This window comes from Streptomyces sp. ISL-96 (assembly GCF_018614035.1).
Classification (GTDB): Bacteria; Actinomycetota; Actinomycetes; order Streptomycetales; family Streptomycetaceae; genus Streptomyces.
Genome location: NZ_JAGGPA010000015.1, coordinates 59,118 through 78,736, shown reverse-complemented (window position 1 = coordinate 78,736; position 19,619 = coordinate 59,118). Strand labels below are relative to the sequence as shown.

General features: G+C 69.6%; 16 protein-coding genes, 1 tRNA gene and 1 pseudogene. 16 read left to right on the top strand and 2 right to left on the bottom strand.

Annotated features, from left to right (window positions below; translation table 11 throughout):
* The first annotated feature begins 113 nt into the window (after positions 1–113).
* From obgE to J7E96_RS10770, 9 genes and pseudogenes are all read left to right on the top strand, one after another.
* Complete coding sequence (gene obgE / locus J7E96_RS10810; protein ID WP_215129940.1) at positions 114–1,547, top strand: GTPase ObgE; 1,434 nt, start codon at positions 114–116, stop codon at positions 1,545–1,547.
* A 422-nt stretch (positions 1,548–1,969) separates the two neighbouring features.
* The gene (locus J7E96_RS10805; protein ID WP_215129938.1) at positions 1,970–3,469 is read left to right on the top strand and encodes a bifunctional cytidylyltransferase/SDR family oxidoreductase; all 1,500 of its coding nucleotides are present in this window, start codon (positions 1,970–1,972) and stop codon (positions 3,467–3,469) included.
* Between the two features lie 141 nt (positions 3,470–3,610).
* Entirely contained in the window at positions 3,611–5,734 is a 2,124-nt protein-coding gene (locus J7E96_RS10800) for a hypothetical protein (RefSeq protein ID WP_308295904.1), read from the top strand.
* Positions 5,735–5,897: 163 nt separating this feature from the next.
* Positions 5,898–7,136 carry a glycosyltransferase family 2 protein gene (locus tag J7E96_RS10795; protein WP_215129936.1) on the top strand — a complete coding sequence of 413 codons (1,239 nt, stop codon included), beginning with the start codon at positions 5,898–5,900 and terminating at the stop codon, positions 7,134–7,136.
* A gap of 192 nt (positions 7,137–7,328) precedes the next feature.
* Positions 7,329–8,456: a glutamate 5-kinase gene (gene proB, locus J7E96_RS10790; RefSeq protein WP_215129934.1), complete on the top strand. Its 1,128-nt coding sequence runs from the start codon at positions 7,329–7,331 to the stop codon at positions 8,454–8,456.
* A 136-nt stretch (positions 8,457–8,592) separates the two neighbouring features.
* Positions 8,593–9,078, top strand: a complete 486-nt coding sequence (locus J7E96_RS10785; RefSeq protein ID WP_215129932.1) for a hypothetical protein — start codon at positions 8,593–8,595, stop codon at positions 9,076–9,078.
* 120 nt (positions 9,079–9,198) lie between these two features.
* Positions 9,199–10,524 (top strand): glutamate-5-semialdehyde dehydrogenase, encoded by a 1,326-nt coding sequence (locus tag J7E96_RS10780; protein WP_251069702.1) that lies wholly within the window; start codon positions 9,199–9,201, stop codon positions 10,522–10,524.
* A 68-nt stretch (positions 10,525–10,592) separates the two neighbouring features.
* Positions 10,593–11,220: pseudogene (locus tag J7E96_RS10775) on the top strand (hypothetical protein).
* Positions 11,221–11,298: 78 nt separating this feature from the next.
* Positions 11,299–12,402 carry a hypothetical protein gene (locus tag J7E96_RS10770; protein WP_215129930.1) on the top strand — a complete coding sequence of 368 codons (1,104 nt, stop codon included), beginning with the start codon at positions 11,299–11,301 and terminating at the stop codon, positions 12,400–12,402.
* A gap of 30 nt (positions 12,403–12,432) precedes the next feature.
* Here J7E96_RS10770 and J7E96_RS10765 read toward each other — a convergent pair whose 3' ends face one another.
* Positions 12,433–13,524, bottom strand: a complete 1,092-nt coding sequence (locus J7E96_RS10765) for a M48 family metallopeptidase (RefSeq protein WP_215129928.1) — start codon at positions 13,522–13,524, stop codon at positions 12,433–12,435.
* Positions 13,525–13,742: 218 nt separating this feature from the next.
* Here J7E96_RS10765 and J7E96_RS10760 point away from each other — a divergent pair, with 218 nt between their 5' ends.
* The 7 genes from J7E96_RS10760 (at position 13,743) to J7E96_RS10730 (ending at position 18,360) form a co-directional block, all read left to right on the top strand.
* Positions 13,743–13,910, top strand: coding sequence for a hypothetical protein (locus J7E96_RS10760; RefSeq protein WP_215129926.1), 168 nt, complete (start codon positions 13,743–13,745; stop codon positions 13,908–13,910).
* A 38-nt stretch (positions 13,911–13,948) separates the two neighbouring features.
* On the top strand, positions 13,949–14,563 hold the full coding sequence (nadD, locus tag J7E96_RS10755; RefSeq protein WP_215129924.1) for a nicotinate-nucleotide adenylyltransferase: 615 nt from the start codon (positions 13,949–13,951) through the stop codon (positions 14,561–14,563).
* A 53-nt stretch (positions 14,564–14,616) separates the two neighbouring features.
* Positions 14,617–16,245: an LCP family protein gene (locus J7E96_RS10750; protein ID WP_215129922.1), complete on the top strand. Its 1,629-nt coding sequence runs from the start codon at positions 14,617–14,619 to the stop codon at positions 16,243–16,245.
* Between the two features lie 68 nt (positions 16,246–16,313).
* A complete protein-coding gene (gene rsfS / locus J7E96_RS10745; RefSeq protein WP_308295903.1) occupies positions 16,314–16,751 on the top strand; it encodes a ribosome silencing factor in 438 nt (145 codons plus the stop codon).
* Positions 16,748–17,446 (top strand): histidine phosphatase family protein, encoded by a 699-nt coding sequence (locus tag J7E96_RS10740; RefSeq protein ID WP_215130036.1) that lies wholly within the window; start codon positions 16,748–16,750, stop codon positions 17,444–17,446. The genes rsfS and J7E96_RS10740 overlap by 4 nt, the downstream gene beginning before the upstream one ends.
* A gap of 69 nt (positions 17,447–17,515) precedes the next feature.
* Positions 17,516–17,588: transfer RNA gene (locus J7E96_RS10735), tRNA-Ala, on the top strand.
* Between the two features lie 538 nt (positions 17,589–18,126).
* A complete protein-coding gene (locus J7E96_RS10730) occupies positions 18,127–18,360 on the top strand; it encodes a hypothetical protein (protein ID WP_028813478.1) in 234 nt (77 codons plus the stop codon).
* Here J7E96_RS10730 and J7E96_RS10725 read toward each other — a convergent pair.
* On the bottom strand, positions 18,329–19,555 hold the full coding sequence (locus J7E96_RS10725; protein WP_308295902.1) for a glycosyltransferase 87 family protein: 1,227 nt from the start codon (positions 19,553–19,555) through the stop codon (positions 18,329–18,331). The two genes, J7E96_RS10730 and J7E96_RS10725, sit on opposite strands and share 32 nt — an antisense overlap.
* Positions 19,556–19,619 lie beyond the last annotated feature (64 nt).

Sequence of the window (19,619 nt, the reverse complement as noted above, 5' to 3'; positions counted from 1 at the left end):
GTACGCACAGCACTTTCCGAGGGCGGACGCACTTTCCCGGGTAACGGGGAAGCGCGGCCGCCCTTGGCGTGTTACGTATGTAGACATTTCCGTATGTACTGGAGGACCCACCCATGACCACCTTCGTGGACCGCGTCGAACTGCATGTCGCCGCGGGTAACGGAGGCCACGGCTGCGCCTCCGTACACCGTGAGAAGTTCAAGCCGCTCGGCGGCCCGGACGGCGGTAACGGCGGGCGTGGCGGCGACGTCACCCTCGTCGTCGACCAGTCCGTGACCACCCTGCTGGACTATCACCACAGCCCCCACCGCAAGGCCACCAACGGCCAGCCGGGCGCGGGTGACAACCGCTCCGGCAAGGACGGCCAGGACCTGATCCTGCCCGTCCCCGACGGCACGGTCGTGCTGGACAAGGACGGCAACGTCCTGGCCGACATGGTCGGTCACGGCACGACGTACGTCGCCGGTGAGGGCGGCCGCGGCGGCCTCGGCAACGCGGCGCTGGCCTCGGCCCGCCGCAAGGCGCCCGGCTTCGCGCTGCTCGGTGAGCCGGGCAAGGGCGGCGACATCGTCCTGGAGCTCAAGACCGTCGCCGATGTGGCGCTGGTCGGCTACCCGAGCGCCGGCAAGTCCTCGCTGATCTCCGTGCTCAGCGCGGCCAAGCCGAAGATCGCGGACTACCCGTTCACGACGCTCGTACCGAACCTCGGTGTCGTCACGGCGGGTTCGACCGTCTACACGATCGCCGACGTCCCCGGTCTCATTCCCGGTGCGAGCCAAGGGCGTGGGCTGGGCCTGGAGTTCCTTCGGCACGTGGAGCGCTGCTCGGTGCTCGTGCACGTACTGGACACGGCGACTCTTGAGTCCGACCGTGACCCGCTGACCGACCTCGACGTCATCGAGGAGGAGCTGGCGCAGTACGGCGGTCTGGGCGACCGGCCGCGTGTGGTGGTCCTCAACAAGGTCGACATCCCGGACGGCAAGGAACTCGCGGAGATGATCCGTCCGGACCTGGAGGCGCGTGGATACAGCGTCTACGAGGTGTCGGCGGTCGCGCACATCGGCCTCAAGGAGCTGTCCTTCGCGCTGGCCGAGGTCGTCTCCAAGGCGCGCGCGGCGAAGCCGAAGGAGGAGTCGACGCGGGTCGTCATCCGCCCGAAGGCCGTCGACGACGCGGGCTTCACGATCACCGAGGAAGACGGCGTCTACCACGTGCGCGGCGAGAAGCCGGAACGCTGGGTGCGCCAGACCGACTTCAGCAACGACGAGGCCGTTGGCTACCTCGCGGACCGTCTCGCGCGCCTCGGCGTCGAGGAGAAGCTGATGAAGGCGGGTGCGCGTGCGGGTGACGCGGTGGCGATCGGTGCGGAGGACAACGCGGTTGTCTTCGACTGGGAGCCGACGGTGATGGCGGGTGCGGAGATGCTGGGCCGCCGTGGTGAGGACCACCGCCTGGACGTTCCGCGTCCGGCGGCTACGCGGCGGCGGGACCGTGAGGCGGAGCGGGACGACCCGCAGCGCGAGTACGACGAGTTCAAGCCCTTCTAGGCCCGGACTTCGCGGGTCGCTGAAAAGGTTCGCCGCAGCGGCTCTTCGGCGTCCGAACCCGACCGGATCGGACCGGCATTGCGATCGCCGTTGCGGACCGGACTGAGCGGCGATCGGTCGTGACCAGTTGATCTTCACGATCGGGTGACCTGCGAAGTACGGGTCTAGGGGTTTGCGCGGGCGCCGGGGAGCGAGCGATGTCACCTGTGGCATCACTCACCCCCGGGAGCCTTTGCGGCTCCGCCGCGTGAGGGGCTCCGCCCCAGACCCCGCTCCTCAAACGCCGGAGAGGCTTGAGGGGCGGGGTCTGGGCATACCCCGGGTTTCGTACAGGTGTCGGCAGAAGGACGTCCACCTTGCGAGACCGTCACGGAGAGTGCGACCATCACCCTGTCTCCCAGCCCTCGCAAGGTAGGTCGTCTGTGTCTGTGCAGCCCATAGCCAAGCCCCGAACCACAGCAGTCGTGCTCGCCGGTGGTACCGGTCAGCGTGTGGGTCTGTCGATCCCCAAGCAGCTGCTGAAGATCGCAGGCAAGGCGGTCATCGAGCACACGCTGTCGATCTTCGAGCAGGCGGAAGGCATCGACGACATCATCGTTCTGATGGCGCCGGGCTACGTGCCGGACGTCGAGAAGATCGTCGCCAAGGCCGGCCTCACCAAGGTCACCAAGGTCATCGAGGGCGGTGCGACGCGCAACGAGACCACCGAGCGCGCCATCTCCGCGCTCGAGGAAGGGCTCGCCGAAGGGGAGGACCGCAACGTCCTCTTCCACGACGCGGTGCGCCCCCTGCTGTCACAGCGTGTGATCCAGGACTGCGTCGACGCGCTCGACCGCTACCAGGCGGTCGACGTCGCCATCCCGTCCGCGGACACGATCATCGTGACGCGCACGCACGGCGGCGACGGCGAGTTCATCACCGAGGTCCCGGACCGGTCCCGGCTGCGCCGCGGCCAGACCCCGCAGGCCTTCAAGCTGAGCACCATCCGCAGGGCGTACCAAGTCGCCGCCGGTGACCCGAACTTCCAGGCCACCGACGACTGCTCGGTCGTGCTCAAGTACCTGCCCGACGTGCCGATCTACGTCGTCGCGGGTGACGAGTACAACATGAAGGTGACGCAGCCGGTCGACGTCTTCATCGCCGACAAGCTGTTCCAGCTCGCCTCCACCGCCGCCCCCCAGCAGGCCGACGAGGCCGCGTACAAGAAGCTGCTGGCCGGCAAGACGCTGGTCGTCTTCGGTGGTTCGTACGGCATCGGCGCGGACATCGCGGCCCTCGCCGAGAGCTACGGCGCCAAGGTGTACGCACTGGGCCGCTCCACCACCGGTACGCACGTCGAGAACCCCGAGCACGTCGACGACGCACTGTCGAAGGCGTACGCGGAGACCGGCCGTATCGACTACGTGATCAACACGGCAGGCGTGCTCCGCATCGGCAAGCTCGCCGAGACGGACAACACGACCATCCAGGAAGCGCTGAACGTCAACTACCTGGCTCCCGTGCAGATCGCCCGCGCCTCGTACAAGTACCTCGCCGAGACCAAGGGCCAGCTGCTGCTCTACACGTCCAGCAGCTACACCCGCGGCCGCGCCGAGTACAGCCTCTACTCCTCCACCAAGGCCGCCATGGTGAACCTCACCCAGGCCCTCGCGGACGAGTGGGCGGGCGACGGCGTGCGCGTGAACTGCGTGAACCCGGAGCGCACGGCGACGCCGATGCGCACCAAGGCGTTCGGTGCCGAGCCCGCGGGCTCGCTGCTGTCCTCCGAGGCCGTGGCGCGTACGTCGCTCGACGTGCTGCTCTCGGAGCTCACCGGTCACGTCATCGACGTACGGCAGGTGGACCCGACCCGTGGCGCGTCCGAGGCGTCGGGCTTCGAGCAGGCTCTGGCCGCCGTCCTGGACCGTCAGGAAGATGTGTAATACTGCTTGACAATCCAAGATCCGGGCCTCTGTAGTCGCCGAACAGCGATATGCAGAGGCCCGACTTCGTGGAGCTGGGCTTCACATTTCCGTTTCCCTTTGCACCGTAAATAACCGGCACCCCTCTGGAGCAGGTTCTTCGTGATTTCGACCGCCATCCGCCTGGCCCGCGTGGGCAGCGGCTCCGAGCTGGCCGCCGCCGCCGTCATCGCACTGGGGTATCCGTGCATGATGCTGGCCGCACTGATCCCGAGCCTCTGGTTCTTCGCGGCCGCAGTCGCCGCGACGTACCTCGCGGATCAGCATCTGCACCAGCGCGGCAGCTACTTGATCAATCGCCTCGGCAAGGTCCGGGCCGGTCTCTCGATCCGCTTCCTGGTGCGCCAGCTGCTGCTGATCCTGCTGCTGGCCCGTATGCAGCTGGCCGAGCAGACGATCTTCTACGTGACGATCGCTTCCCTGCTGCTGTTCTACGCGCTCCAGGCGCCGCACGGCGCACTCGTCACGCTGATCCGCCTGCGCCGAAGGATGCCGGTGGTGACCCGCAACATCGACCTCGGCAAGCTGCGCATCCCGGCGGCCCCGCCCAAGCGGCTGCTGAACCGGTCCGCCGAGAAGATGCTGCACCTCGACGTCTTCGCGGTCGCGGGCGTGCTGATCGCCGTCGAGAGCGGTGAGAACGCCTTCGGTTACGCGGGCCTCACGCTCACCGTGGCACTGGCCGTCATCTACGTCGTGGTGCTGATGCCCTACCTGCGGCGCGGCCGCCGAGTCCCGCCGACGGAGACGGTCCTGGAAGGCATCGACGAGTGGCTGCGCGACTACCGCCCGACCACGGTCCTGTACTTCTCCGGCTCGCGTGAGTCGGCGTACCAGGTCAACATGTGGCTCGAAACGATGAAGCAGCTCGACGGCAGGCCGCTCATCGTCCTGCGCGAGCGCCACATCGTGCCGCAGCTCGGCCCGACCTCGGTGCCGGTGATCTGTGTTCCGAGCGCCACGCACCTGATGAACATGGACCTGTCCACGGTGCGGGTCGCGCTCTACGCCGCCAACGTCGGCAAGAACATCCACATGCTGCGCATCCCCACCATGAAGCACGTCTTCATCGGCCACGGCGACAGCGACAAGGTCGCGAGCATCAACCCGTTCAGCAAGGTGTACGACGAGGTGTGGAGCGCGGGCCGGGCCGGCCGCGACCGCTACGCCCTCGCCGACGTCGGCGTCCGCGACGAGGACATCGTCGAGGTCGGACGCCCGCAGCTGGCCCCGATCCAGACCTGGAGCGGTACGCCGAAGAATCCGGTCCCCACCGTCCTTTACGCCCCTACGTGGGAGGGCTGGGACGACAACCCGGGCAACACCTCGATCCTGCTGGCCGGCGAAAACATCGTCAGGCGCCTGCTGGAGGCCGAGAAGCCGGTCCGGGTGCTCTACAAGCCGCACCCCTTCACCGGGACGCGCAGCCCCAGGGCGAAGGCCGTGCACGCCCGTATCACCGCCATGGTGGAAGCGGCGGCCGCCGAGCGCGCCACCGACCCCCGCTGGGCGCAGGACGCCACCGCGCTCCAGGCGGAGCAGGCCGCGGCGAAGGCCGAGCTGGCCCGTATCGAGGCACGCCTGGGCGAGCTGGGCGCCAGGGGCAAGGGCAGCGCCAAGAGCGGCAAGGACGAGGCCGAGATCTCGCGTGACGCGCTGCCCGATCCGGTGCGCGAGGCCGAGCTGGCGAAGCTCAGGGACGAGTGGAACGCCGCGTACTGGCGCTCGTTCGGGTGGTGGGAGCACCGGGTCATCACCGGCGCAGAGCCGCGTCTGTACGACTGCTTCAACGAGTCGGACGGCATGGTCTCCGACATCTCCAGCGTGGTGTCGGACTTCATCGCGAGCGGCAAGCCGTACGCCGTGACCGACTCGGCGGAGCTGGGCGCCGAGGAGTTCAAGCAGCAGAACACCGCCGTACGCGCCGCCGTGATCCTCAACAACGGCGCGGAGCAGCTCGACGAGCTGCTCGCCGCCATCACGGGTGGCGAGAGCGCCGACACGCTGGCGGACGCGCGGCGCGAGCTGAAGGCGTACCTGCTGGGTCCCGACGAGCCGGCGTCCATCGTGCAGTTCAACGACGCCGTACGGGCCCTGGCGGCCAAGTCCGAGGCCCGCAACCACGGGGTGGCGCAGCGCACCGGCGTCGAGGTCGCCGTCACCGCGGCGGACCCGAGTGACTCGGCTCCGGAGTCGACCGGGGTCGACTCGACCGTGGCGGGCTGACCGCCGACACCTGGTCGATACTCGGACAAAGGTCGAAAATCGGCCCGGTAGGGCGTCTTTCGAGACGTTCCGCCGGGCCGTTGGTGCGCGGTGTGGTGAGCGTCACGTGGAAAAGTAACGATGGTGAACAACCCCACCGATGTGCCGAGTGTCTTGGATGTCGATGAACGAGAATGAGACGGGTGTGGAAGTAGCGGGTATTCCCGATGTGACGGTGATCATCGGGGCGTATGAGGCGATGCCTTACTTGATCCCCTGCTTGGAGTCGGTCGAAGCTCAGACGCTGGGCGCCGACCGCATTGAGATCGTGGCCGTCAACGACGGCTCGACCGACGGGACCGGAGAGTATCTCGACGAGTTCGCAGCCAGGACCAAGGTGCCTACGCGCGTGGTCCACCAGGAGAATTCCGGCGGACCCAGCAAGCCCCGCAACGTAGGACTCGACATGGCGCGCGGCCGCTATGTCTTCTTCCTCGACGCCGACGACTACCTCGGGGACGAGGCGCTGGAGCGGATGGTCGCGATGGCCGACCGCAACGGCACGGACGTCGTGCTGGGCAAGATCGAGGGCATCGGGCGCGGTGCGCCCAAGTCCATGTTCGGCCGCACCCTTGAGCGTACGGACCTCTTCTCCTCCAACATCAAGTTCACGCTCAGCGCGGAGAAGCTCTTCAGGCGCGAGCTGCTGGAGAAGCACAAGATGCGCTTCGACCAGCAGCTGTATACAGGCGAGGACGCGCGTTTCACCCTTGAGGCATATGTGCGGAGTGCCGGGGTTTCGATCATCGCCGACTACGTCTGCCTGTACATCGTGCGCCGCGACGACGGCAAGCACATCACGCAGAGCGGCAGTTACGCGATGCGCTTCGACTCGGCGACCGCGCTGATGGACCTGATCGCCCAGTTCTTCCCGCCCGGCGAGAAGCGCGACGAGCTGATGATCCGGCCCTTCGTGATCACGCTGCTCCCGCAGTTTGACCACCGCTGGCTGAAGTCGAAGGCCGAAACGCGCGCGGACAAACTGGACCTCGCGCGGCCGCTCATGGAGAAGTACTGGACGCCGGGCGTGGCCCGCCGCCTGAAGGTGCCCGAGCGGCTGCGGATGTACTACGTCGCCGAGGGGCGGGCCGATCTCCTGGAGGACCACCTCAAGTTCCTCCAGGCGAAGGAAGTGCCCGAGGTGATCCGCAAGGGTTCCGCGGGGCAGCCGTACCTCGCGTACCCCCACTTCGGGGACAAGAAGGCGGGCGTACCCGACGACATGTTCGCGGTCACGGTCTCGGAGATGGTCGGCGGGGTGCGGGTGACCGCCCCCAAGGCCGCCATCAGGCCCACGCCGTCCTTCGCGCGGCGCGTGGTGCGCAAGCTGCGCAGGATGGCCCGCGGCTTGGTCCGTTCCTGACGAACGGTCTCCCGGCCTCTGGTTCGTGGCCCGAGTCCTCCTGGAATCAACGGACATGAACCAGAGGTGCTGTCCGCCCGCAGGCCCAGGTCCGTCCGGCGGGCGGAATTCGGAGGCGGCGTCCGCGGCGGCTCACGTACATTGCGAGGAGAATTACGGGGAGAACCGGGCGAGCAAGAGTGGGGACTGTACGTGTCAGGGGCAAGGCAGAGCGTCGTAGAGGCCCGCAGGATCGTCGTCAAGGTCGGCTCCTCCTCACTGACCACGGCGTCGGGGGGCCTCGACGCCGACCGGGTCGACGCCCTTGTCGACGTACTGGCCAAGACGCGCAGCGGCGGTGAGAAGGAGATCGTGCTCGTGTCGAGCGGCGCCATCGCCGCCGGCCTCGCGCCCCTCGGCCTCGCCCGCCGGCCCAAGGACCTCGCCAGGCAGCAGGCGGCCGCCAGCGTCGGCCAGGGCCTGCTCGTCGCCCGCTACACCGCCTCCTTCGCGCGCTACGGCGTACGCGTCGGGCAGGTGCTGCTGACCACCGACGACACCAGCCGCCGCGCCCACTACCGCAACGCCTACCGGACGCTGGACCAGCTCCTCGCCATGGGCGCGGTCCCGGTCGTCAACGAGAACGACACCGTCGCCACGGACGAGATCCGCTTCGGCGACAACGACCGGCTCGCCGCCCTCGTCGCCCATCTCGTACGGGCCGACCTGCTGGTGCTCCTGTCGGACGTGGACGGCCTGTACGACGGCGACCCCAGCCTCCCCGGCACCTCGCGCATCGACGAGGTGCGCGGCCCCGAGGACATCGCGCACGTCTCCATCGGCAGCGCGGGCAAGGCGGGCGTCGGCACCGGCGGCATGGTGACCAAGGTCGAGGCCGCCCGTATCGCCGCGGCCGCCGGCATCCCCGTCGTCCTCACCTCGGCCAGCCACGCCGCCGACGCCCTCGCGGGCCGCGAAACGGGCACCCACTTCCACAGCACGGGGCGCCGCAGCGCCGACCGGCTGCTGTGGCTGGCGCACGCCTCAACGCCGCAGGGCTCGCTGACGCTCGACGACGGGGCGGTACGGGCCGTGGTGGAGCGGCGTACGTCGCTGCTGCCGGCCGGGATCGCCGGGGTCGAGGGCGAGTTCAGCGCCGGCGACCCGGTGGAGCTGCGGGACACGGCGGGCGTGGCCGTCGCCCGCGGGCTCGTCAACTACGACGCCAAGGAAATCCCGCAGCTGCTCGGCCGCTCCACCCGGGACCTGGCGAAGGAGCTGGGGCCCGCCTACGAGCGTGAAGTCGTACACAGGGACGATCTGGTCGTTCTCCACCCCTGAAACGGCTGAAAGACCGGTCTCGTGGCAGAGACCTTCAGGAAAACCGTCACGCGCCGGGCCCGGGACTGGTCAACTTTGTTGCGGGGGACACGGCAGCGCGGGGTACAGCAACGCAACGCATTACAGGAGGCCGCCGGTGAGACGAGCGCGTCCGGGGGCGCTGCCCCGAGGGACGGCCGAGCGAGCCCTGACCAGTGTCGGGGCAGGAGCAGACTTCGGCGACGCCACGGAGACCGACCAGGGACCGGCTCCCGGCCGGGAGGTCAACGGTACGCGGGAGGCATCGAGGCTCTGGCACATCACCCTCAGCGTCTCGGGCGCCGAGGCTCCGCTGCAGGAGGTCAGGCGCGGCCTCGAACAGCTCGCCAATGACCATCCCTTCCTGCTGACCAGCAGATACGCCAACGATCACGCGGAGATCCGCTACTGGGAAGAGGCGCGTGACCTGCACGACGCGGCGGCGGTCGCGCTGCGGCTGTGGGGGGAGCACCGGTCGACGTCGAAGCTGCCGCCGTGGGAGATCGTGGGCCTGGAGGTCATCGACCGGGACACCTACCACCAGCGGATCGCGGAGGGGTACGGCCCGCCGCCCGCGGCCCCGGTGGGCGTACATCCGTACTGACTGCTGTGATCACGGGCTGAGGGCTGAGCTGAGGCTGAGGGCGGCGGGCGCGGTGGACGGGTCGTCTCGCGGAGCGGGATACCCGGTGGATGCCCACAGGGAGCGCATTACCCTGCGGGTATGACCTCGCACTCTCCTCTCGCCGACGCGACCCCCGCCGGCGCGCCCCTCGCCGACACGACCGCGGCCGGGTCCCCGGTCACGCTGACCGCCCGGCGGGCCCGCACCGCCGCCGACGCGATCGCGCCACTTCCGCGCTCCGCCAAGGACGCCGCGCTGCTGGCGGTCGCCGACGCGCTGGTGGCCCGTACGGACGAGATCGTCGAGGCCAACGCCCAGGACGTCGCCAAGGCGCGTGCCGCCAGCACGAGCGAGACGGTCATCGACCGGCTGACGCTGACCCCCGAGCGGGTCGCCGCCATCGCCTCCGACGTACGGGACGTGGCCGCGCTGCCCGACCCGGTTGGCGAGGTCGTACGCGGCTCCACCCTGCCCAACGGCATCGACCTGCGGCAGATCCGCGTGCCGCTCGGCGTCGTCGGGATCATCTACGAGGCCCGGCCGAACGTGACCGTCGACGCCGCCGCGCTCTGCCTCAAGTCCGGCAACGCGGTGCTGCTGCGCGGCTCGTCGTCGGCGTACGCCTCCAACACCGCGCTCGTCGGCGTCGTGCGCGACGCGATCGCCGGGGCCGGCCTGCCCGCCGACGCCGTGCAGCTCGTGCCGGGGGAGTCCCGCGATTCGGTACGGGAGCTGATGCGCGCCCGGGGTCTGGTCGACGTGCTGATCCCGCGCGGCGGCGCGTCCCTGATCCGTACGGTCGTCGAGGAGTCCACCGTCCCCGTCATCGAGACGGGCACCGGCAACTGCCACGTCTACGTGGACGCGGAGGCCGACATCGACATGGCCGTCGACATCCTCGTCAACTCCAAGGCGCAGCGGCCCAGCGTCTGCAACGCCGCCGAGACCCTCCTCGTCCACCGGGACATCGCGGACGCCTTCCTGCCGCGCGCCCTGGACGCGCTCGCCGAGGCGGGCGTCACGGTCCACGGCGACGAGCGGGTGCTGCCGTACGCCGAGGGGTCCAAGGTGTCGGCCGTGGCGGCCACGGAGGAGGACTGGGAGAGGGAGTACCTGTCGTACGACATCGCCGCCGCCGTCGTCGACTCGCTGGACGGCGCCGTCACCCACATCCGCCGCTGGACCTCCGGGCACACCGAGGCGATCGTCACAACGTCGCAGGCGGCGGCCCGGCGCTTCACGCAGCTGGTGGACTCGACGACGGTCGCGGTGAACGCGTCCACACGCTTCACGGACGGCGGTCAGTTCGGTTTCGGCGCCGAGATCGGGATTTCGACGCAGAAGCTGCACGCGCGCGGTCCGATGGGTCTGCCCGAGCTGACCTCGACGAAGTACATCGTGACGGGCGACGGTCACACGCGTTAGCGAACCCTGCGCACGCATCGTTCGCACGTTCTCTGCCCAAAACGAGCGTCCAGGTCTACGCTGAACGAGTGCCGGACGACGTGGGGGGCAAGCCGTTCCAGGACGGCTGGGACCCTGAGGACCCTGTCGACCGCGGGGGCGCGGACGAGGACTTCGCCTCCGTGGTGTTCGACGAGGACTTCGTACGGGCCGCCGAGGTCCATGAACCGACCGCCGTGGAGCGGCTGTTGTCGGCCGCCCAGGCGCGCGCCGACGCCGAGGCGACCAGGGCGAGGGCCGGCAAGGTCTCCCCGGACGACGATCTCTTCGACGACGGGTACGGCTCCGGGCACGACGCCCGCGATCCCCGCCACGACGGCGCGTACGGGCCGCTGGACGGCGACGGCGAGTACCGGGGAGTACGACGGCGAGTACGGCGACGGTACGGGCCCGTACGGGCGGCACGGAGGCGCCCTGCGCCCGTACCGGGGGCATGCGCGCTGGCACCGGCCCGTGGCCTGGATCCTGGCCCTGCTGATGGGCATCGGGATGGTGGCGCTCGCTTTCACCGCGGTCTACCGGGGGGCGGCGTCCGGCGGGCGCGAGGACCAGGTGCCGGTGCCCGCTACGAGCGACAATTCCCGGACCGGCGGCCCCTCGGCCTCCGCCGAGTACTCCGCGCCCGCCGCGTCGGCGGTTCCGCGCACCACGCCCTGACGGGGCCTGCGTGAAGTCGTCACAACTTGTCGAGCAGCAGGGCGTTTACGACCCCTTCGCCCGACCTACCCTGAAGATATGGCAGGGCGCGGAGAGCCACCTGAGGGGGTACCCGAGGGCCTCCCGGGTGGCAGCGACGACGAATACCGGTCCGTCGTCTTCGACGAATCGTTTGTGCGGGCTGCCCGCCTCCAGGAGTACTCCGCCCAGGAACGACTGGACGATCACGAGAAGGCCGTACGCAGCCGGCCTGCCTGGAAGGCCCGGGCCGCCGGCATGGGCGGCGGGGGCCGCAGGGGCGGCTCGGGGGCGAAGCAGGCGCTGGTGCTCGTCCTGCTCGTGGCGATCGCCTTCGGCACGGCGATCTACATGGGCGTACGCCACCCGTACCAGCCACCGGGCGCCACCCGCGCGGGGCTGCTGCGGACGATGGTCGTACCGCTGGCTCCGCAGGGCACGGTTACGGGCGGTGAGCCCGCCGAGCTCTTCGCACGCAGTCCGGCCGCGCAGTTCCGGACCGGCGCCGAGGGCGTCACCCTGCCGCCCGCGCGGCGCACCGCGCACTTCTCGGAGGGGCAGGTGATGGCCGCGCTGACCATCGCGAAGGACTACCTCGTCGAGTCGTCCCTCGACCCGGACGTACTGAACGGCTCCACGGTCCGCCCGGTGCGCACCCTGCTCGACCCCGACCAGCTGACCCAGTTCGACCGCAGCTTCGACGCCCCGGCCGACGACGGCAGGCACGCGGCCACGGGATGGCTGGTCCGCTTCGACCCGGCGAAGGTGACGCTCGCGAGCCCGCAGGCGCGCGTCCAGGGCATACTGCGCGTCGAGGAGACGCAGTCCCACCGCCTGGAGGTGACCTCGGACCACACCTTCGTGTACGCGGTGCGGCCGGCGGGAGCCTCCGGGTCCGACGGCGCGTCGCTGTTCACCGTCCGCCGCGAACTGCACTTCGGCTTCGACCGCGACGACCTGCGGATGCACCGGGCCGAGCTGCTTGTGTCGTACGTCCAGGCCGGGCCCCAGGCGTGCTCCGCCGACGCGGCGGACCGTCTGCGGCCGGTGCTCGCCGGGCAGCGGGCCACGGCCGAGGGCCCCGCCGGGACCGACCCGTACGCGACGGGCCGGGCCACGGCGGCGCTGTGCGGCGCGCTCGCCCCGAGCGCGTCACGCCCGTAGGGCGTCCGGGGGGCGCCCGGGAGGTAGACGCTACGGAGCGTCGGGGCCCGGACCCTTGCCCGTGTCGCTGCCATTGTTGGTGCCGCTGCCGCTGCCGCTGCCGCCGCCGGTGAACTTGTCCCGCAGCTTGCCGCCCAGGTCGCCCGCGCCGCCGGCGAGGTCGCCCACGAGCTTCATCAGCGGGTCCTTGCTCGTGCGTACCGTGTCGGCGTAGTGCGACGCGGACTCGCGGAAGGAGTCCGTGACGGAGGTGTCGCCGTCCTCGTCGCGCTTCGGGTAGTGGCCGTCCATGATCCGCTGGTAGTCGCGGCTCTCCGCCCACTTCTTCAGCTCGGCGGCCCGTACCGTCGTGAACGGGTGCGAGCGCGGCAGGACATTGAGGATCTTCAGCACGGAGTCGCGGAGGTCGCCGCCCGCTTCGTACTCGTCGGCCTGCTCCAGGAACGCGTCCACGTTCATCTCGTGCAGATGGTTGCCTCCGGCGATCTTCATCAGGCCGCGCATCGACGACTGGAGGTCCTGGCCGACCAGCAGACCGGCGCGGTCCGCGGAGAGCTCCGACTTGCGGAACCACTCGCGCAGTGCCGTCACGATCGCCATGATCGCGATGTTGCCGAGCGGGATCCAGGCGACCTTGAGCGCCAGGTTCGTGAGGAAGAGCAGGATCGTCCGGTACACGGAGTGCCCGGACAGGGCGTGGCCCACCTCATGGCCGACGACCGCCCGCATCTCCTCCTCGTCGAGCAGCTCGACGAGGCCCGTGGTGACCACGATGATCGGCTCGTCCAGACCGATGCACATGGCATTGGGCTTCGGGTCCTGCGTGACGTACATCGGAGGGACCTTCTTCAGGTCCAGGATGTAGCAGGCATCCAGCAGCATCGCGTGCAGATGCGCGAACTGGGCCTCGCTCACGCGCACCGAGTCGGAGAGGAACAGCAGCCGCAGGCTGCGCTCGGGGAGCAGCCCGCTCAGTGCCTTGAACACCGTGTCGAAGCCGGTGAGCTTGCGCAAGGCCACCAGGGCCGAGCGGTCCGCCGGATGTTCGTACGCCCGGGAGGAGATGTCCGGGAAGCGCCGGCGATTGCGGCTCGGTACGTTCTCGTGATTGCCGTCGGTCATGGGTGGCCCCCTGTCTACGAGTGTTTCCCGTCCCCCGGACTCGCCTCAGCGTATGTGCTCGTGTGTGCTCACGTGCGGCGCGCTGGGCCGGTTCGCGGAACCGGACAATGCGTGAACGTCTGAGTCGGCGTGAGCGTGCCCGGGCGGCCCGCATACGATGTCGGGGAAGTCTCCGAAGTTCTCCGCCCCGCTCCGACTCCCGATAGGTCCTGCCGAACATGAGCCTCCACAGCACCGCTGTCTCCCTCGTGACCCTTGCCTCCGGTGACGGCGGCGAGCACGGCGGGAACCACGAATCCCTCAACCCGTACCTCACCGGTGGCGGCGCGCTCCTCGCGCTCCTGGTGCTGCTGTGGATCACCACGCGCTTCAACCGCGACCGCTGAGGAAGGGCCGCGAGAGAGGGCCAGTAGGCTCTGCACGCATGGGAGAGCAGCAAAAGCCGAGCGGTCGTGGCAAGCGCCGACTCGGCGTGATGGGCGGGACGTTCGACCCGATCCATCACGGACACCTGGTGGCCGCCAGCGAGGTGGCCGCCCAGTTCCACCTCGACGAGGTGGTGTTCGTACCGACCGGGCAGCCGTGGCAGAAGAGCCACAAGCACGTGTCCCCGGCCGAGGACCGCTATCTGATGACGGTCATCGCGACGGCGTCCAACCCGCAGTTCTCGGTGAGCCGGATCGACATCGACCGTGGCGGTCCGACGTACACCATCGACACACTGCGGGATCTTCGCGAGCTGAACAGCGACTCGGATCTCTTCTTCATCACCGGCGCCGACGCGCTCGCTCAGATCCTCACCTGGCGGGACGCGGAGGAGCTGTTCTCGCTCTCCCACTTCATCGGTGTGACCAGGCCCGGCCACGACCTGACGGACGACGGGCTGCCCAAGGGAGGCGTCTCCCTGGTCGAGGTGCCCGCCCTGGCAATCTCCTCGACCGACTGCCGGGCGAGGGTCGCGGCGGGTGAGCCTGTCTGGTATCTGGTTCCGGACGGTGTGGTCCGCTACATCGACAAGCGCGCGCTGTACCGCGACTGAGCGGGCCGGCCCGGCAGTACGGGGAGCACAGACAAGCAGGGAGAGGGGCACCGGTGAACGACCGACAGTACCCGTACGACCCGTACGCGCAGGATCCCTACGCCCAGCAGCTGGAGATCATCGGCTACGACGCGTACGGACAGCCGGTGTACCAGCAGCAGCAGTCACAGGAACAGCCGCCGCAGCAGTACGACGCGCAACAGCAGCCGTACGGCTATGACCCGTACGCCCAGCAGCAGCAGCCGTCGTACGACCCGTACGCGCAGCAGCAGCAACAGCAGCAGTACGGGTACGTCGACACCGCTCAGCAGCAGCAGTGGATCCCGCAGCAGGCCGCTCCCGCCCCTCAGCCGGAACCCGAACCGGCCCCCGAGCCCGTTCCCGTGTCCGCTCGTGTGCCCGTTCCCGAGCAGCGCCGGCCCGAGCCCGAGTACGCGACCGAGCAGTTCTCCTTCGTCGAAGAGCCTGACGAGAACTCCGAAGACGTCATCGACTGGCTGAAGTTCACCGAGAGCCGCACCGAGCGCCGAGAGGAAGCCCGACGCCGCGGCCGTAACCGTGTCGTCTCCCTGGTCGTCGCCCTGACCCTCGTCGTCGCGGGCGGCGTCGGCTACCTCTGGTACGCGGGACTGCTGCCCGGCGTCGCGGGCAAGGGGGACGCTCCGGCCAACGCGTCGGGCCCGGACAAGCGCGATGTGATCGCGGTGCACCTGCACACCAGGCAGGGGGCCACCTCGACCGCGCTGCTCGTGGACAACACCACCACGGGGCAGGGCACCACCGTCCTGCTCCCCAACTCGCTCTCCGTCGCGAACGACGACGGCACCACGACCACGCTCGCCAAGTCCGTCGACGACGACGGTTCGACGGGCACGCGTGAGGCGATCGGTTCCGTGCTCGGGACGAAGATCAGCGGCACCTGGCGGCTCGACACCCCGTACCTGGAAAACCTCGTCGAGCTGGTCGGCAACATCGACATCGACACCGACACCGATGTGCCCGACACCAAGAAGGGCGCGACGCCCGTGGTGCGGCAGGGCAAGGAGCAGACGCTGAGTGGCCGGATGGCCGTCGCGTACGCCACCTACCGGGCGCCGGGCGAGGCCGAGGACAAGCAGCTCCAGCGGTTCGGGCAGGTCATGCAGGGCGTACTGAAGAAGATCTCGGACGACCCCCAGGCGGCGACCACCACCGTCCGCACGCTGGCGCAGATCCTCGACCCGTCGCTGCCCGAGAAGGACCTCGGTGCCTCCCTCGCCAAGCTCGCCGAGCACGCCAAGCGCGGCAAGTACAAGACGGTGCAGCTGCCGGTCCAGCCCGACGGAAAGCTGAGTGATTCCGCCGCGGGCAGTGTGGTGAAGGACATCCTCGGCGGCTCGGCCAGCAGCCCGGAGCAGGGTGCGGCGGTGCGGGTCGGCGTCAAGAACGCCCACGGGAACACGGACGCCACCGAGACCGCCAGGATTGCCCTGATCACCGGTGGATACGCGTTCGTGGACACCGGAAAAGCCACCGCTGTGGTCACATCGTCGCAGGTCAGCTATGGCGACGCGGCGCAGAAGGCGGAGGCCCAGGAGGTCGCGAAGACACTGGGTCTGCCGGCGGAAGCGGTGCGCAAGGGCAAGGCCGCCGCGAACGCCGATGTGACGGTCGTCCTGGGCCAGGATTTCGAGGTGAAGTAACCCCGTCGGGGCTGTCGGCGGTCCGTGAGACCCTGGGGGTATCTCTGACCGCCGACGAAAGCCTGCTAGTGACCGCCACTGACCGTTCCATCGAGCTCATCAACGCCGCCGCTCAGGCGGCCGCAGACCGGCTCGCGCACGACATCATCGCGTACGACGTCAGCGATGTGCTGTCCATCACCGACGCCTTCCTGGTCGCTTCGGCGCCCAACGACCGCCAGGTCAAGTCGATCGTCGACGAGATCGAGGAGCGGCTGAACAAGGACCTCGGCGTCAAGCCCGTCCGTCGCGAGGGCGACCGCGAGGCCCGCTGGGTGCTCCTGGACTACGTCGACATCGTCGTCCACGTCCAGCACAGCGAGGAGCGTGTCTTCTACGCTCTGGAGCGCCTCTGGAAGGACTGCCCCGAGATCTCCCTGCCCGAGGACGCCGTCAAGACCCGCGGCCTGGCCGAGGCGCACGCGAAGTCGCGTGCGGCCGGTGATGTGGACGGAGACCTGAGCTGAACGGCGGCGACACCGGCAGCGACACCGGGACTGGCACCGGCACCGGCCCCGTCAAGAAGAGCCGGGGCCGCCGGATCGTCCTGTGGCGGCACGGCCAGACGGCATGGAACCTGGAGCGCCGCTTTCAGGGCAGCACCGACATCGAGCTGACCGAGACCGGCGTCGCCCAGGCGCGCCGGGCCGCCAGGCTCCTCGCCTCCCTGAAGCCGGACACGATGATCGCGTCCGACCTCAAGCGGGCGTCGGCCACGGCCGGCGAGCTGTCGGCCCTGACCGGCCTCGACGTGACCCACGACGCCGCGCTGCGCGAGACGTACGCGGGTGCCTGGCAGGGCCTGACGCACGACGAGATCATCAGGCGGTTCGGCGAGCAGTACGCGGCGTGGAAGCGCGGCGAGCCGGTGCGGCGCGGCGGTGGCGAGCTGGAGACCGAGGTCGCCGACCGGGCGGCTCCTGTCGTGCTCGCGCACGCCGACAAGCTGGCGGACAACGGCACGCTCGTAGTCGTCAGCCACGGCGGCACCATCCGCACCACCATCGGCCGGCTCCTGGGTCTGGAGTCGTACCACTGGGAGGGCCTTGGCGGGCTCTCCAACTGCTGCTGGTCGGTGCTGGGCGAAGGCGCCCGCGGCTGGCGGCTGCTGGAGCACAACGCCGGGACGCTCCCGGAACCGGTGCTCGGCGACGACGACTGACGGATTTCACTTATCCCAGGTCGCAGGCTAAAGTTCTTCTTGTTCGCAGCGCACAGCGCGGAGAACAGCGGGGCTATAGCTCAGTTGGTAGAGCGCCTGCATGGCATGCAGGAGGTCAGGAGTTCAATTCTCCTTAGCTCCACAAACACAATCAGGATCCCGGTTCCTCCTCACAGGAGGGGCCGGGATTTCTTGTTGTACCGGTCTTCGCCGGCCAAAGGGATTCCATGGCAGTACGCCCTGCGCAACTGCGCACCCTCACTGGGCAGTTCGTCCTCGCCGGCGACCGTACGGCCCGACGAGCCGGCGGATGCCCGCCGACTGTTCGTCACGCTCACCCAGTTGGGACAGTTGCCCGGCGTCTCCGCATTCGGCACTCTCTTCTTGAAACGGCTGACTGCGCCGGGGGCGCATGCGTACGCGGATGCGCTGTGGGCAGGCGCTCTTGCGCCGGTTGCAGCGTCGCTCTTCGGCGCTGTGGCGGTCCTCCTGCGCTCACGCCACTGACCCCCTTGCGGAGCCATGGCAGAATCGGACCGCCGGAGGGGGACGACGGCCTGATGGGGAGGGAGAGCGCGATGCCCGCGAGCAGCCTCGATGCGGTCCGTGGTCTGCCCGGCAGCGACAACGGAGGTATCGCGTACGTGTGCACGGCCTGCCGCCACAGCCGGAAGTGAGTGATGGGCGCACACAGGCGGAAATGCGACTGGTGCGGCAGTGGCACGCCCATCGTCAGGGACATGGAACCAGTCAACGCCGACTACCAGTACTGGTGCGAGGAATGCGCCCGGGCGCTGATCATAAAAGGCGACCCCATCGAGACGTACCGCGAGCTCGAAGGGGAGCCGATCTACGGCCGGCTGCTCGACGAACACTGCACCCTCAAGCGCTTCTATTCGTTCGCCACAGCGTGAACCACCGCGTGAGCAGTGCGAGCGCGGCCAGGGCCGTGAGCGGGTAGAGCGCCGACAGTGCCATCTGCGTGGCGTTCTGGGTGAGTTCGAGCCGTCCAGCGCCGTGTGGCACCCACCACAGCGCGTACGAACAGAAGACCGTCGCTGTCCCCGCCGTCACCGCCGTCGCTGCTGTGCTTCCACGCGTTCCCAGGAACAGCACCACGGGCACGCACCACACCCAGTGGTGCGACCAGGAAACCGGGCTGACGAGCAGTGCGGTCAGCGCGCACGCGACCACCGCGCCGGCCCGCTCCCCGCGCAGTTCGGCGGACACGGCGACGGCGAGGCCCGCCAGGGCGGCCAGGGCGGCGGCAGCGGCCCACCAGGGGCCCGGATCGCCGGTGTGCAGCAGCCGGGCCAGTACGCCGCGCAGGGACTGGTTGGCGGTGTCTTCGGCGTGGCCCACCCGGCCCGCCTGGAAGACCATTCCCGTCCAGTAGCGGCGCGAGTCGTGCGGCAGGACGGCCGCGGCCGTCACGGTGGCCGCGAGGAAGACCGCCGCCGCTGTCCCGGCCTGCCGGAGCCAGGGGTTCCGGGCGCGGCGTACGGCGCCCCGTGCCCGTACCAGACCGGTGATCAGAAGGAAGACCGCGAAGAGCGCCGGTGTGAGCTTCACCGCAGCGGCGAGGCCGATGCCCGCGCCCGCCCACCGGTGGCCGTCGCGGCGGGTGAGGTCCCAGAGCACGGCGGCCGCGAGCAGCAGATTGACCTGCCCGTACCGCAGCGTCGTCCACACCGGCTCGCACCAGACGGCGAGCGCGGCGGTCAACAGGACGGCGGTGGCGCTCTCGCGGCCCACCAGACGCAGTGAGAGGCGGACGAACGCGACGAGGAGGACGAGGTTCCCGGCGGTGGCGAGGGCGCGCATCTCGGGGACGTCGAGAAGCGTCAGCGGGGTGAACAGCAGGGCGGCGAAAGGCGGGTAGGTGGTCGGCAGGTTCGCGCGGGTGGCGCGCATCGCGTAGAGGTCCTGGCCTGCCCGTACGGTCTCGCCCTCGGCCCGGTAGACCATGAGGTCGATCATCGAGACGCCGGCGGCGCGCTGGGCGGCCCAGAAGGCCGCGAAGGAGATCAGGCAGACCGAGGCGGCGACGAGTATCGGCCGCCGGGCGAGGGTGTGGCGGGCGGCGGCGGTCTGCGCGGTCACGGTCACGCCGGATGACAGTACCGGGCGTATGGGGACAGAACGGGTGTGCGGACAAACGATTTGGTGGAGG

Coding starts and splice junctions, on each gene's coding strand:
- obgE (WP_215129940.1), top strand. CDS start 114: ATGACCACCTTCGTGGACCGCGTCGAACTGCATGTCGCCGCGGGTAAC.
- J7E96_RS10795 (WP_215129936.1), top strand. CDS start 5,898: ATGAACGAGAATGAGACGGGTGTGGAAGTAGCGGGTATTCCCGATGTG.
- J7E96_RS10780 (WP_251069702.1), top strand. CDS start 9,199: ATGACCTCGCACTCTCCTCTCGCCGACGCGACCCCCGCCGGCGCGCCC.
- J7E96_RS10770 (WP_215129930.1), top strand. CDS start 11,299: ATGGCAGGGCGCGGAGAGCCACCTGAGGGGGTACCCGAGGGCCTCCCG.
- J7E96_RS10765 (WP_215129928.1), bottom strand. CDS start 13,524: ATGACCGACGGCAATCACGAGAACGTACCGAGCCGCAATCGCCGGCGC.
- J7E96_RS10760 (WP_215129926.1), top strand. CDS start 13,743: ATGAGCCTCCACAGCACCGCTGTCTCCCTCGTGACCCTTGCCTCCGGT.
- nadD (WP_215129924.1), top strand. CDS start 13,949: ATGGGAGAGCAGCAAAAGCCGAGCGGTCGTGGCAAGCGCCGACTCGGC.
- J7E96_RS10730 (WP_028813478.1), top strand. CDS start 18,127: ATGGGCGCACACAGGCGGAAATGCGACTGGTGCGGCAGTGGCACGCCC.